The 13278-nt window shown below is 67.6% G+C and carries 12 protein-coding genes; 5 read left to right on the plus strand and 7 right to left on the minus strand.

Going from position 1 to position 13278, the window contains the following annotated elements; translation table 11 throughout:
• Positions 1-5: 5 nt before the first annotated feature.
• On the minus strand, positions 6-1199 hold the full coding sequence (locus tag ACZK4Z_RS13020) for an MFS transporter (RefSeq protein WP_125895875.1): 1194 nt from the start codon (positions 1197-1199) through the stop codon (positions 6-8).
• Positions 1200-1291: 92 nt separating this feature from the next.
• Between ACZK4Z_RS13020 and ACZK4Z_RS13025 the strand changes: the two genes are divergently transcribed.
• Positions 1292-2221: a LysR family transcriptional regulator gene (locus ACZK4Z_RS13025; protein ID WP_125895874.1), complete on the plus strand. Its 930-nt coding sequence runs from the start codon at positions 1292-1294 to the stop codon at positions 2219-2221.
• Positions 2222-2310: 89 nt separating this feature from the next.
• On the opposite strand, the gene ACZK4Z_RS13030 is transcribed toward ACZK4Z_RS13025, so the two are convergent.
• Together ACZK4Z_RS13030 and ACZK4Z_RS13035 are read right to left on the minus strand one after the other, a co-directional pair.
• Entirely contained in the window at positions 2311-3768 is a 1458-nt protein-coding gene (locus ACZK4Z_RS13030; protein ID WP_478450856.1) for an amidohydrolase family protein, read from the minus strand.
• A 51-nt stretch (positions 3769-3819) separates the two neighbouring features.
• Positions 3820-4521: an ankyrin repeat domain-containing protein gene (locus tag ACZK4Z_RS13035; RefSeq protein ID WP_125895872.1), complete on the minus strand. Its 702-nt coding sequence runs from the start codon at positions 4519-4521 to the stop codon at positions 3820-3822.
• Between the two features lie 122 nt (positions 4522-4643).
• On the opposite strand from ACZK4Z_RS13035, the gene ACZK4Z_RS13040 reads away from it, so the two are divergent.
• Together ACZK4Z_RS13040 and ACZK4Z_RS13045 are read left to right on the plus strand one after the other, a co-directional pair.
• Positions 4644-5525: a LysR substrate-binding domain-containing protein gene (locus ACZK4Z_RS13040; RefSeq protein WP_125895871.1), complete on the plus strand. Its 882-nt coding sequence runs from the start codon at positions 4644-4646 to the stop codon at positions 5523-5525.
• Positions 5526-5656: 131 nt separating this feature from the next.
• The gene (locus tag ACZK4Z_RS13045; RefSeq protein ID WP_121503529.1) at positions 5657-6094 is read left to right on the plus strand and encodes a DUF3806 domain-containing protein; all 438 of its coding nucleotides are present in this window, start codon (positions 5657-5659) and stop codon (positions 6092-6094) included.
• A gap of 115 nt (positions 6095-6209) precedes the next feature.
• Here ACZK4Z_RS13045 and ACZK4Z_RS13050 read toward each other — a convergent pair whose 3' ends face one another.
• Positions 6210-7370, minus strand: a complete 1161-nt coding sequence (locus ACZK4Z_RS13050) for an amidohydrolase family protein (protein ID WP_125895870.1) — start codon at positions 7368-7370, stop codon at positions 6210-6212.
• Between the two features lie 183 nt (positions 7371-7553).
• Between ACZK4Z_RS13050 and ACZK4Z_RS13055 the strand changes: the two genes are divergently transcribed.
• Positions 7554-8195 carry a hypothetical protein gene (locus ACZK4Z_RS13055; protein ID WP_049398456.1) on the plus strand — a complete coding sequence of 214 codons (642 nt, stop codon included), beginning with the start codon at positions 7554-7556 and terminating at the stop codon, positions 8193-8195.
• A 27-nt stretch (positions 8196-8222) separates the two neighbouring features.
• On the opposite strand, the gene ACZK4Z_RS13060 is transcribed toward ACZK4Z_RS13055, so the two are convergent.
• Positions 8223-8855 (minus strand): hypothetical protein, encoded by a 633-nt coding sequence (locus ACZK4Z_RS13060; RefSeq protein ID WP_260467380.1) that lies wholly within the window; start codon positions 8853-8855, stop codon positions 8223-8225.
• A 104-nt stretch (positions 8856-8959) separates the two neighbouring features.
• On the minus strand, positions 8960-11686 hold the full coding sequence (locus ACZK4Z_RS13065; protein WP_125895869.1) for a TonB-dependent receptor plug domain-containing protein: 2727 nt from the start codon (positions 11684-11686) through the stop codon (positions 8960-8962).
• A 219-nt stretch (positions 11687-11905) separates the two neighbouring features.
• Between ACZK4Z_RS13065 and ACZK4Z_RS13070 the strand changes: the two genes are divergently transcribed.
• Positions 11906-12505 (plus strand): GNAT family N-acetyltransferase, encoded by a 600-nt coding sequence (locus ACZK4Z_RS13070; RefSeq protein ID WP_125895868.1) that lies wholly within the window; start codon positions 11906-11908, stop codon positions 12503-12505.
• Here the strand turns inward: ACZK4Z_RS13070 and ACZK4Z_RS13075 are convergent.
• Entirely contained in the window at positions 12502-13278 is a 777-nt protein-coding gene (locus tag ACZK4Z_RS13075; protein WP_125895867.1) for a CDP-diacylglycerol diphosphatase, read from the minus strand. The genes ACZK4Z_RS13070 and ACZK4Z_RS13075 overlap by 4 nt on opposite strands.

Consider the following 13278-nt stretch of genomic DNA (forward strand, 5'->3'; position numbering starts at 1 on the left):
CATCCTTACCTCAAACGCAGCAGCAGGCTGCCACCCGCGCACACCACCGCCAGCCAGGCCACGCCGTTCCAACCCCACTGCGCCAGCGCCAGGCTGCCCAGCGCACCACCGGCGGCCATGCCGATGAACATGCCCGTGAACAGCAACGCATTGAGCCGGCTGCGTGCCGGCGGCACCAGTCCGTAGACCAACGTCTGGTGCGCCACCAGCGCCGACTGGAAGCCGAAGTCGAACAGCAGCGCGCTCACCACCAGCAGCGGTAGCAGCGCAGCGGCCGGCAGCCACGACTCGGTCAACAGCAGGCCAAAGCCCAGCAGCGCCACCGCGATCGCCAGCCGCGCCACGGCGTGGCAACCCAAGCGATCGGCGAATCGACCCGCAAACGGCGCGGCCAATGCGCCGGCCGCACCGGCAATGCCGAATGCACCCGCTGCGGCACTACCCAGCCCCAACCGTGCATGCAGCATCAGCGCGAGGGTTGACCAGAACGCGCTGAAGCCCACCGCCAGCAGCGACTGGCTGGCCACCGCACGGCGCAGCTGTGGCTGCTCGCGCCACAACGCCAGCAGTGAACCCAACAACGCCGGATAGCGCAGTGTGCTGGTCGGTGCGAAGCGCGGCAGCGCACGCGCCATCACCGCTCCCATCGCCGCCACTGATACCGCGGCCAGCACGAACTGCGTGCGCCAACCCCACGCTTCGGCCACTACGCCACTGACCACCCGTGACAACAAGATGCCGAGCAGCAGGCCGGTCATCACCCGGCCGACGATCTGGCCGCGCTGCACATCCGGCGCCAGCACCGCTGCAGCCGGCACGATGTCCTGCGCCAGCGTGGCCATCAGCCCGACCAGCAGGCTGGCCATCAGCAGGCCCGGCAGGTGGCCAGCCATCGCAGCAGCGCCCAACGCCAACGCCAGCAACGCGGACTTCCACAGGATCAGGTTGCGGCGGTCGAACCGGTCGCCCAACGGCGCCAGCAGCAGAATGCCAAGCGCATATCCCAGCTGGGTCAAGGTCGGTACCAGGCCGGCAGCGCGCTCGCCGGCGCCGAGATCCTGGGCGATCAGGCCCAGCATCGGCTGGCTGTAGTAAAGCGAGGCAACCGAGAAGCCGGCGCCGGCTGCCATCGCCATCACCAGCGGGGTGGAGGGTGCGGTCGCGGGTGCCGCAGCGACGGACAGCGAGGGGGTAGACATGGGGAGTCCGGTGGGGGAAGTGGGCCTATCCTGCCGGTATTCGCGAGACGTCTGTAGTAGCCTTTCGCACATACACTTCATACGTAAAGCGCATGAATGACCTCGCCACCGGCGCCGATCGTCTGGATCTTCTGCGCACCTTCCTGCGCATCGTCGATGCCGGCAGCCTGTCTGCTGCGGCCTTGCAGCTGGGCACCACCCAGCCGACGGTCAGCCGACGCCTGCAGGCACTGGAGCGGCAGCTCGGCCTGCGCCTGCTGCAGCGCTCCACCCACGGCCTGCAGCTGACCGAGGATGGCCTACGCTGCCAGCGTCATGCGCAACGTGTGATCGACGAGTGGGAGTCGCTGCAGGCCGAGCTGCACGGCGAACCGGAAACGCTGCGTGGACGCCTGCGGGTGATGGTGCCGCACGCCTTCGGCCAGGCGCAGCTGCTGCCGACCATGCTCGCGTTCCTCGCCCAGCACCCGCAGCTGAGCCTGGAGTGGATCCTCGAGGATCGGCGCCCGGACTTCATCGCAGAAGGCATCGACTGCGCGGTGCGGGTGGGCCCCGTCGACGAACCGCGCATGGTCGCACTACCGCTCGCCGAAGTGCCGCGCATCGTCGTGGCAGCACCCTCGCTGGTGCAGGCCACCGCGATCAGCACTCCAGAACAGGCGCAGTCACTGCCGTGGATCTCGCTGGTCACCTACTACCGCGAACGCCTGCTGCTGCATGACGCACAGGGCCGCGCGCATACGCTGTCGATCAGCCCGCGCCTGCTCAGCGACAACCTGTTCGTGGTGCAGCAGGCCGCATGTGCGGGGCTGGGCGCAGCGGTGGTCTCGGCCTGGCTGGTGGCCGACGATCTCGCACAAGGGCGGTTGGTGCAGCTGCTGCCGGACTGGCAGGCGCCGGCACTGCCGGTACACGTGGTGTTTCCCGCCGCGCGCCAGCAGCCGCCGCGGCTGCGCGCCTTCATCGATGCGATGAAGGCCGCGCTGCCGCAATTGCATGGAATGCGGCCGGCGCCGCGTTAGGTCATCGGCCGCATCATCCACGCATGGCGTGGATCTACTGATGGTACGGGTAGATCCACGCCATGCGTGGATTCTGCCCCGCCACGCAATCAGTTGGCCTTGGCCGCCTCGGCATTCCACGCTGCGACCCTGGCCTTGGTGTCGGCCAGCATCTTGTCCAGTGCGGCGCGGTCATACACGTTGCCGCGCAGGATCACGCTGTCGATCTTTTCGGTGGCAGCAATGTCCTGCAGTGGGTTGGCGGTCAGCAGTACCAGATCGGCGGCCTTGCCCTGTGCGACACCACCGTAGCGGTCCATCTGGCCGAACCAGGCCGGGCCGGAACGGGTTGCGGCCGACAGCGCCTGCGGTGCGCTCAGGCCTTCCTTCACGAACAGCTGCAATTCCTGGTGCAGGGCGATGCCCGGGAAGTTGAACGAGTTGAGGAAGCCCGCATCGGTGCCCGCAATGATCGCCACACCGGCTTCCTGCAGCATCGGCAGCACCGCGGCCACCTGGTGGTACTGCGCGTGGCGCGCTTCGATCTGTGCCGGCGCGGCCTTCGCCGCGCGGTCCACGCGCCACTGGTAGGTCGCGCGCAGGCCCGGGCCGATGTAGGCCAGGTACGGATCGTTGGCGTGGTCATCCTGGTCAAGGAAATCGAGGATGCGGCCACCGTTGAGGGTCGGGGTCACGAACACGCCGCGCTTGGCGAAATCGCGGTAGGCGTGCATCGCCGTATCACGATCGAAGCTGGCGTCGAGGCGGCGGTTGGCTTCGGCGCGGTCGATGCGACCGGCACCGAAGTCGGCGGCGATCTGCGCTTCGTCCTTGCTGCCGGCCTTGAATGCATAATCCAGATGCTCGATCGAGGCCAGGCCCGCATCGACCGCCTGCTCCACGGTCAGTGCCATCGGAATATGCCCCGAGGCCTTGAAGCCGGCCTTGCGCGCAGCACTGGCCGAGTACAGGAACAGCTCCGGCTTCAGCGTGCTGTCGGTGATCTTCACGAAATCAACCTTGTCGTGCTGCAGGCGGGCGATCGCCTTGTCGGCGTCGGCCTCGCTTCCCACTTCGATCGTACCCTTCCAGACCGGCTTGATGCCTTCGATCTTCGCGCCCGAACTGAGCAGGCGCGGACCAAACAGCGTGCCCTTGGCGATCTCGCCGCGCCACTGCAGCACCTGCTCGGGCAGGTCACCGGAACAGTCGCGCACGGTGGTGATGCCGTGCGCGATATATAGCGGCAGCAGCGCCTTGTTCTCTTCGATCAGCGCCGGGCCACCACCGAAGTGCACGTGCATGTCCCACAGCCCCGGAATCAGGTACTTGCCCTTGGCATCGATCTGGCGGGCCGCGCTCCACTGGCTGCGCAGCTGCGCGTCCGGGCCGACGGCGACGATGTCCTCGCCACGGATCACCACGCTCTGCCCGGCCAAGGTGCTGGCGTGCTCGACATCGACCACGGTGGCATTGCGGATCAACAGGTCAGCGCGCTCGGCGGCCGAGGCCGACAGCGGGGCCACTGCAAGGAGGATGGCAAGGGACAACGGACGGGAACGGAACATGGACAGCATCCTGATGGGCACGCCCAGCGTGCGGGTGGAAGGGGTTTGCATTCAGCGCACCGCGCCGTGCTGGCGCAGCAGGGTCTCAATTCCGGTATAGCCGCGCTGGCGCGCGTGCGCCAGCGGCGTCACGCCGTCGCCGTCGGCAAGCTCCGGGTCGGCACCGGCCTCCAGCAGCAGCTGCACGATCTGCACGTGGCGCGCACCGCCATCGCCGAGCAGGATCGCTTCCAGCAGCGCGGTCCAGTGCAGCCGGTTGACATGGTCCACCGCCACACCGGCCCGCAGCAGCGTGCGCACAGTGGCGACGTGACCGCGCTCGGCGGCCGGAATCAGCGCGGTGCCGCCATAGCGGTTGGTGCTGCGCAGATCGGCGCCATGCGCCAGGGTCATCGCCAGGATCTCGTCCAGGCCGCGCGCACCGGCGTACAGGTAGGCGCTGTCCTGCAACGCGTCCTTGGCGTTGACGTCTGCCCCGGCCTCGATCAGCTCACGCGCGGCATCCACGTTGTTGCCATGCGTGGCCAGCAGCAGCGCGGTGCGGCCCTGGCCATCGCGCGCCTCCAGCGTGGCGCCATCCTCGATCGCCTGTCGCAGCGCATCGGCATCGCCACGGCTGGCAGCATCGCGCAGGCGGCCATCGACGTCGGCTTTGGACGTTGCGGTGCAGGCCGGGGAGACCATGGCCAGCAGGAACAACAGCAGCACGCGCGCGAACGGCGCAGGCCAGCCAGGGGAACGATGGACGCGCATGACGGTGTCTCCTCATGACCGTCGCCACGGAGCGCCGTGCGACGGTAGCAACAGCCGGGCATTGCCGGCCCCTGCCCTGCATGGTAGAAGTCGGCATTGGTATCCAGAAGTGAAATGTTCAAATGCAAGACAGTGCCAAATCGAATAGAACCCTGTTCGAACTGGACCTGCTGCGGGCGCTGGTGATGGTGGCCGACTGCGGCAGCTTCACCACTGCGGCCACGCGCCTGCATTCGACCCAGTCCACGGTCAGTCAGAAGGTGCGCCGGCTGGAGGAACTGGCCGGGCATCGCCTGCTCGAACGCGGCCACCGCGACGTACACCCCACCGATGCCGGCCACACCCTGCTCGGCTACGCGCGGCGCATGCTCGACCTGAACGAGGAAATGGCACAGGCGCTGGCCGGCGCCACCGTGGAAACCGCGGTGCGCATCGGTGTGCCCGAGGACTTCGTCAACGCGCAGACCACACGCATGCTGGCCGCTTTCAGCCGTCGCCACTCGCAGGTGAAGCTGGAGATCAGCAGCGGCCTCAGCCGTGACCTCGCGCAGGGCTTCGACCACGGCGAGCTGGACCTGGTGCTGGTCAAGCAACGCCGCAACAGCCGCCAGGCGGTGCATTGCCGGCGCGAGCCGATGCACTGGATCGACAGCCTGCGCAGCAGCTGCCTGCAGCTGGACCCGCTGCCGCTGGTCACCTTCCCGCCACGCGGGCTGTACCGCGACGAGATGATCCACGCCGTGGAGGCGCTGGGCCTGCGCTGGCGCATCGCCTTCACCAGTTCGTCGCTGAGTGGCATCCAGGGTGCGGTGGCCGATGGCATCGGCATCAGCCTGCTGCCGCGCCGCGCGGTCACCCGCGAACACCGCATCATCGATGGCGAGCGCGAGCTGCCGGTGATCGACAACTACGAGATCGGCCTGCTGCATCGCTCCGATGCCGATGATGCCGTGCGAGCGCTGGCCAGCGAACTGTGGCGGCAGGTGCAACGCGAACCGGATTGAGCACGGTAGATCCACGCCATGCGTGGATGCCTTTCGCGCATCAAGCATCGAAACTTGGCCAATCCGGCCGCACGGCGGGCAACATCGCCTCGTAGAGTGCCCGTTGTTTCCGTGTCCCACGGCGCTCTGCCATGTCCGATGAAATCCCCACCCGCTTCGATCCCCTGCCCGCTGCACTGCAGACGCATCTGCAGCACCAGCGCTCGCTGATCGCTGCGCGCGTGGCCGCCGGCTTTCCGACGTTGCCGGTGCAATGGCCGCTGGCGGCCACCACGCTGCAGCGCGTGGTCGATGCCGAGCTGATCGACCGTGATGACGGCGATGGCTGGGAAGCGCTGGGCGTGGCGTTCGGTGACACCCTGGCCCAACGCGTGCCGGGCCTGGCCTGGATGCAGGTCACCGATGCCTGGGGCATCGACGCGGTGCTGCGCTATGCCGACAGCAGCCTGCAGATCGGCGCCAGCACGCTGCTGCTCAAGCGCATCGAGCAGGGCGAGCTCATCGACATCGCCCATCTGCTGGCGTGGCTTGAGGAATTTGTCGCCACCCGCGCCGACGATTACGCCTGAAAAGCTGCCGAGCATGGCTCGGCGCAACCGGAACTGGCGTGGCGTCGTGGGTAGATCCACGCCATGCGTGGATGGAACCACCGCGCGGCCACATTCATCCACGTATGGCCTGGATCTACAGCCAACGGCCATCAACTACCACGCGTCGCTCCACCGGCACTGCGGCCACAGCGGCCGGGCCGTGGTCGGCACGCACCGCCACGAATGTGGCCGGATGCCCTTCCACAAGACCGTACTGTGGCAGCCCGATCACCTGCGCGGCATGGGTGGTCACCATGTCCAGCGCCAGCATCAGGTCGGCATCGGTATGGAAGCCGGAGCGGTAGCCCAGCAGCATCGCGCGTTGCAACAGGTCGCCGTTGCCATACGGCCACCAGCAGTCGCGGATGTTGTCGTTCCCGGCGAACACGCGCACACCAGCGTCATGCAACGCGCGCAGCGGCGGGAACGGATGATCGCCCGGCGCGTTGCTCATGATCGCTACGCTGGCCGTGGCCAGCGCCTCGCCCACCTGCAGCGCGCGCGCCAGCGGCACTTCGCCCAGCGAATAGGCATGGCTGACCGCCACCCGCCCCTGCAGGCCAGCGGCCCGGGTGCGCGCGGCGATGCGCAGCAGCTGGGCCAGGCCGGTTTCGCCGGGCTCATGCAGGTGAATGTCCAGCTGCACGCCATAGCGCTCAGCCAGGCCGAACAGCAGCGCCAGCTGGCCTTCGGCATCACCGTCGAGCGTGGTCGGGTCGATGCCGCCGAGCACCTCCACGCCCGCAGCAAGGGCCTGCTCCAGTACGGCGGCGGTGCCGGGACAGGACATCACCCCGGCCTGTGGGAACGCCACCAGCTGGATGCGCATGATGTCGGCACAGCGCAATGCGGCCTCGCGTACCGCTTCCAGGTGACGCAGGCCGGTGCTGCCATCGATATCGACATGGCAGCGCATTGCCACTGTGCCGAAGCCGCTGCATTGGCGGATCAGCGCCTCGGCGCGATCGACCATCGGCGCCGCAGCCGCCACTGCCGCCTTTTCCACCGCCAGCCGCTCACGCAGGCTGTTCACTGGCTGATGCCGGTGCCAACGGTCACCGACGAAGCTCTTGTCGAGGTGAATGTGGCCGTCGACCAGCCCGGGCAGCACCGCGAAGCCCTGCAGGTCGACGCATTCCGCCCCTTCAGCCGGCGCGGCCTCGCCATTGAGCCCGCTGATGCGGCCATCACGGATATGGAAATGCAGTGGCGCGCCGTCGCGGTCGACACCACCGTGGATGAACTGCAGGGTCATCGGGAACTCCCGAAATGCCAAGAATGGCGCCATCGTGCGCCTCGCCGCAGCCATCGGCCAACGAAATATCTGGATGGCACGCATTCACCAGAACGATGATTCCCCCTGCGACAACCGGTCGCAGCCACGCCGTGCACCCCCCTGAACGGGTAACATGGGCGCCTGTTTCCGCTGTGATGCCGCATGGGCCCGTCCGACCGCCACGATCGTCTCCGCCGCTGGCAGGCCGCGTCCCTGCTTGCCGCCGCTCCGATCGCCAGCCTGTCCGCCACTGATGCTGCGGCCGCCGCGCCGCTGCAGTCGCCGCCGGGCCAGCAGCGCATCGCCCCGGCTGCGCTGGTCGAGCGCCTGCACCAGCGCGTGCTGTCCGGGCAGAGCGCCACCGCCACGCTGGAACACTGGTGCGCCGAGCACGGCCTGGCCGAACAGGCGCGGGTGCGCGCCGTGCGCATACACGGCCAGGACAAGCCGGCCCCCGCCGACGTGCTGCAGGCGCTGGGCGTGAAGCCGGGTACCGACCTGCGCTATCGCCGCGTGCAGCTGGTCTGCGGCAGCCGCGTGCTGTCCGAGGCCGACAACTGGTACCTGCCTGGTCACCTCAGCCCGGCCATGAACCAGGTGCTGGACAGCACCGACGAACCGTTCGGTCGCGTGGTCGGCCCGCTCGGCTTCCAGCGCCAGACCCTGGCTGACCAGACGTTCTGGCCGCCGCGGGGCGAAGGCGATCACGGCGTGATCCTGGAAGTGCGTGCCCTGCTGCGCGACCGCCAGCAGCAGCCTTTCAGCTACGTCATCGAGTCGTACCTGCAGCAGGCGCTTCCGTAACGCGCCGCGGCGCCGGGCATCCGACGGCTACGGGCCCGTGATGGCGTTGGCTGCAGGATCCACCGAGAACACGAAGCGCCCACCACGCTGGTCCCTGCCCCATGTCATCGGTGCCGTGGTCAGACTGTAGACCGGGGCCGCCTTGTCCGTGCCGATCGCCTCGGACCAGGCACTGAAATCCTCATCGGTACGGCTTCGGATCTCGCCAACACACAGGCTGTAGCCACAGGCGAAAGACACCAGCGTGCCGTCGCTGCCGATGAGCCGGGTCGCGGCCGTCCTGTAGAGCCGGGTCAGGTCCTGCACTTCCGGGTGGCCGGCCGCATCGCGCTCGAACTGGCTGATCGCCTGCGCGAAAGCCTTGTCGGAACCCAGCAGCGCCTCGCTCTTCTGCACGGACACCGCACCCTCGCTCAGCAGCATGCGCTCGCCCTCGAGGAAGTGCCCCTCCGGTTGCGCGAGCCCAGCTGCCGCCGTCGTGGCACTCGATGCCGTTGCCGCGCGCGATGGCCCAGCGTGCTCCGCTGGCTGCGCGTGAGACTGCGCAGGCGCGGCATTGGCCACCTTCGCGGCATCCTCCACGCTGGCCGCCTGCCTGCCACTGCAACCTGCAATGGCCACCACTGCAATCACACTCCACACCCTGACATCCATGCGCATCCTCCTCCGGGTAGCGCCACAGCATGCCACGCGCGCAGCGGCAACACGGGTGCACTGCACAAAGAAAAGCCCAGCAATGCTGGGCCTTTCGTTCGCCTGCGGGATCAGCGGAACCGGTAGTCCAGCTGCACCCAGTACTGGCGGCCATACGGGTCGTAGTTGCCGACCGGGTAGAACGGCCAGCCGCCACCGTTCTTGTCCGCCGGCGGGCGGCTGTCACGCAGGTTGTTGACGATCACACCCACCGACAGGTTCTCGCCGAACTGGCGGAACACGCTGGCGTTGTACGTCATGTACGGCGCGATGCGGCCACTGCCATCGGTCTTCGGCAGCGAGCCGAAGCGGTTGCCGTACAGCGTGGTGGTCCAGTCACCCTGGTTCCAGGTGATGCTGCCGTTGGCCTTGCTGCGCCACTGGTAGTCATCCAGCGAATTGCGGATGTCACGCTCCGGATCATCGGAGAACTGGCGGTATTTGTGCTCCAGCACCACGGTGTAGGCCAGGCGCGTGGTGAAGCGGCCATAGCGACCGGCATCGAAACGCCAGTTGCCCTTCAGGTCCAGGCCGCGAACCGATTCGGAGGCCGCGTTGATCGGATTGATCAGCACCCGGGTCACCTGGTCCGGCTGCACGGTGGCATCGGACGGATTGCGGATCACCCGCGACAGCGCGTCCTGGCACAGCGGCGAACCGATATCGCGCGCTTCGCCGCCCAGCGTCCGGCCCAGGCGGCAATCGGCCTCATCACGCAGGATGCGGCTGGTATCGAGGCTGGTCACTTCGTTGTCGATGCGGATGTCGTAGTAGTCAGCGCTGAAATCCAGGCCGGACAGCGGCGACCAGACCACGCCGAAACCATACGACTTGGCCGATTCCGGCTGCAGCTGCGCATTGGCGCGGTTGCTGTAATCAATCGACAGGCCGTTGTAGTCGCAGTTGTCGTACGACTGGCCCGCAGTGCGGCAGCGCCAGTAATCGGTCATGCCCGGGTTGTAGCCGCGGGTTTCGGTGGCAAACACGTAGTTCATGTCCGGCGCACGGAAGCTGGTCGCCGCCGTACCACGGATCAGCAGGCTCTCGATCGGACGGAACTCGACGCCGAAACTCCAGGTGGCCTTGCCGATGTGCTCGCCACCGGCACGGTACTGGTCATAGCGACCGGCCAGGGTGGTGGTCAGCGACTGCAGCAGCGGCAATTGCAGCTCCACACCTGCAGCGTAGCGGTCACGCTCGCCACCGGCGCCGACGCCTGCACTGGTGTTCCAGAACTCGCCGCTGCCCAGGCGCGGGTCCGGTCGGTTGCGATAGCCCTGGCTGCCGGCCTCGACCACCGCTGCCAACGCCGCATCGCCCCCAGGCAGCGCGAACAGGCGGCCGTTGACGCTGGCGCTGAAGGTCTGCAGCCATGCCGCGTTACGGCTTTCCTGGTAGTCGGACAGCCCCTCGTATTCGTTCGGGGTCAACGGCTGGAACAGGCGCGCCGGATCCGGCGCATAGACCTCAACGCCGTTGCGCACACCCAGCTTCGGGCCGAGCAGGTATTCGTTGATGCCGGCCAGCAGCACCGGGCGGCGGGTGCGGTTCTCGTATCGCGAGCGGCTGTAGACCGCCTCATAGTCCCAGCCGCTGTCGCCGATCTGGCCACGTGCGCCGACGTTGAACGACCACGAGTTTTCCAGGAAGCGGTTGGCATTGCGCGGCAGGCCGCCGATTTCCTCCGGCGCGAAGCGCCGGTACCAGCTTTCCAGGTTGCCGGTGGTCTGGTTGTAGAAGTAGTTGCGGGCCGAGGTCCAGGTCGGCGCACGCGTGTTGTTGTAGATCCGCGCGCTGCCCACGGCGACATCGGCGAACAGGTCAGTGGTCTCGTTGACGTGGAAGGTCAGCAGGCCATAGCCATTGAGGTTGCGCTTCTGGGTCTGCACGGTCCAGTAGCTGGCGGCGGCCTCGTTGCTGCCGCAGTACCAGCCCTGGCGAGGGTTGAAGGCGCGGAACACGCTGCCGCCATAGATGTCAGACGCCCCGTCGCAGCCAGTGACGCCCGGATCGATGTTGCGGCCGGTGGCGGCATTGCGGCGATAGGCGATCGCGGTCGCCTGCGGTGCCTTGCCGGCCGGATCATCGTCCAGCGAATCCATGAAATCGCGCTGGCGCGCGTGGATCGCCTTGCGCACATCGAACTCGAAGCCGAACAGCGCATCCCAACGCTCGCCGGAACTACCACCGACCACCTGCGCGCGCTGGTTGTCGCCGCCACCCTGCTGGGTGCCACCGGCGCGCACATTCACATCCACGCCCTCAAAGCGGTCCTTGAGGATGATGTTGACCACGCCGGCGATCGCATCGGAGCCGTATACCGCCGATGCACCTGCCGCCAGGACCTCGATGCGCTCGATCAGCGCACTGGGAATGTTGGCCAGGTTGACCACGTTCACCGACCCTTCGTAGGCCAGCGGGTAGTCGGCCTGACGGCGGCCGTTGACCAGCACCAGCGTGCGGTTCGGGCCCAGCCCGCGCAGGTTGATGGTGTTGGCAGCCGGGGTGAAGGTGTTGCCGAAGTCCTCGCCCTGTACGTTGCCGGTGTTCTCGGTCAGCGCGCTCAGTGCGTCGAAGGCATTGCGGTAGCCCTGCGCATCGATCTGTTCGCGGCTGATCACCGTCACCGGCGACGGGCCCTCCACACTGGCGCGTGGAATGCGCGAGCCGGTGACCTTCACTTCCTGCAATGTGGTGGGTGCGCTTTCCTGCGCGAAGGCCGGCAGCGAGACCAGCATCAGGGACGACAGTGCGAGCACCAGCGGACGCGGGCGCAGCGCCTTGTGGGAGGCGGACATGGGCTTCCTGGGGAGTTGGGCGGGTGGTGGTACGGGGGCAGCGGCCTGTACGGCGCATAACGATCCCGTAACGAAAGTGTCCTGAATGGGGGGTTTCAACGGAAATGACCAGGCCTGATGGCCTTATGCCTGAACCGAATCAGACCCGCAGTGCCATCCACCACACTTTTGCAATGTTTTGAATGGTGCAGGGCTGCAGGCACGGCCATCGTGCCCCGGATGATGACCCCGTACCCCACTTCCCCCCTTCCCCCATTGCGCCCGGTGCTGCGCCGTCACCTGCTGCAGCTGCAGGCCGCACCGGTCACCCTGCGCCCTTTCCAGCGTGCCGACCTGCCGCGCTGGCGCCTGTTCGATGACCGCCGCCGGCGCGGCCGCCGCGATCCGTCCGTCATCGATGAGGAAGCGCGCTTCCTCGCCCACATGCATCGCTCACGCCTGGAACAGGACAACGACCAGCTGCTGCTGGGTGTGTTCGATGACGAGCACGGCAACGTACTGGACCAGCTGCACGTACGGCTGCAATCACTACACGCGCGCAGCGCCGAACTGCTGTCGCTGCAGCATTGGCACCCGCATGCCGACGCGACGCTGCAGGCGCTGTGTCCGTTCTTGTTCGAGGACGTCGGCCTGCATCGCCTGTTCGTGATGCTGCCACCGGACTGCAGTGATCCGTTCGCCACCGCGCTGCGGGCCTTCGGCTTCGAGCAGGAAGGCCTGCTGCGCGACCATCATCTGGATCTGGATGGCTGGCAGGATCGCCAGCTGCTGGCGCTGACCGCCCCCATGTGGCGGAGCAAGCACAGCGTGCTGGACTAGCGCACCCGCTCCAGCGCGTTGCCGGCACCGGTCAGCACCGAGCAGGCGTGGTCCTGCAGCTCTTCGGCGCTGGCCTCGTTGCCGGTGCCCGCGTCCACACGGGTGGCCAGCAGGATGAAGCCCGGGACGCCCTGCACGGCGTCCCGGCCCGCCACAACCAGGCTCCACTGGCCGACGTCGTCCACGCCTGCGAGGTCGTAGGCCAGCAGATTGAGCGGATTGGCGGTCAGTTCTGCGCCCGGCAGCAGGCGTGCCTGGTACTGATGGCCGCGCAGCAGCACCGGCAGCGGTGTCCACTGGCTGCCCAGAGCGGCAGCATGCGTGTCCAGCGCCTGCAGCACGTCGGCACGCAGGCAATCCACGTGAATATGCAGCTGATGTTGCGAGCGGCCATGCGGTGAATTCAGCGCCAGGCTGGCAACGTTGCGCGGCAGCGGTTGGCCCAGCGCCCGTTCGGTGTGGGTGCGGGCCAGCCAGGCCGCGCCGAAGTAGTTGGGTGCACCACGCTGGTACAGGCTGCGGCTCTCGATGCCGCTGACCTTGTCCAGCGGCATCAGCAGGAACTGGTAGTCGCCGTGCGCGTCCTTGACCAGCACATCGCGGCGGTCTGCTGCCGTCTCCACCCGCAGGCAATCGCCACGCGGGCCTTCGGCGCCCTGGCAGTCACGTTCAATCAATCGCCACAATGCATCGGAATGGGCCGGCGGCGGAGGCGCGCTGGCACAGGCAGACAACAGCAGCAGGGACGACAGCAGGAAGGGGCGCAAGGACAC

The organism is Stenotrophomonas sp. 71799_Sma (assembly GCF_056482505.1).

Coding starts and splice junctions, on each gene's coding strand:
- ACZK4Z_RS13020 (WP_125895875.1), bottom strand. CDS start 1,199: ATGTCTACCCCCTCGCTGTCCGTCGCTGCGGCACCCGCGACCGCACCC.
- ACZK4Z_RS13025 (WP_125895874.1), top strand. CDS start 1,292: ATGAATGACCTCGCCACCGGCGCCGATCGTCTGGATCTTCTGCGCACC.
- ACZK4Z_RS13030 (WP_478450856.1), bottom strand. CDS start 3,768: ATGTTCCGTTCCCGTCCGTTGTCCCTTGCCATCCTCCTTGCAGTGGCC.
- ACZK4Z_RS13035 (WP_125895872.1), bottom strand. CDS start 4,521: ATGCGCGTCCATCGTTCCCCTGGCTGGCCTGCGCCGTTCGCGCGCGTG.
- ACZK4Z_RS13040 (WP_125895871.1), top strand. CDS start 4,644: ATGCAAGACAGTGCCAAATCGAATAGAACCCTGTTCGAACTGGACCTG.
- ACZK4Z_RS13045 (WP_121503529.1), top strand. CDS start 5,657: ATGTCCGATGAAATCCCCACCCGCTTCGATCCCCTGCCCGCTGCACTG.
- ACZK4Z_RS13050 (WP_125895870.1), bottom strand. CDS start 7,370: ATGACCCTGCAGTTCATCCACGGTGGTGTCGACCGCGACGGCGCGCCA.
- ACZK4Z_RS13055 (WP_049398456.1), top strand. CDS start 7,554: ATGGGCCCGTCCGACCGCCACGATCGTCTCCGCCGCTGGCAGGCCGCG.
- ACZK4Z_RS13060 (WP_260467380.1), bottom strand. CDS start 8,855: ATGCGCATGGATGTCAGGGTGTGGAGTGTGATTGCAGTGGTGGCCATT.
- ACZK4Z_RS13065 (WP_125895869.1), bottom strand. CDS start 11,686: ATGTCCGCCTCCCACAAGGCGCTGCGCCCGCGTCCGCTGGTGCTCGCA.
- ACZK4Z_RS13070 (WP_125895868.1), top strand. CDS start 11,906: ATGATGACCCCGTACCCCACTTCCCCCCTTCCCCCATTGCGCCCGGTG.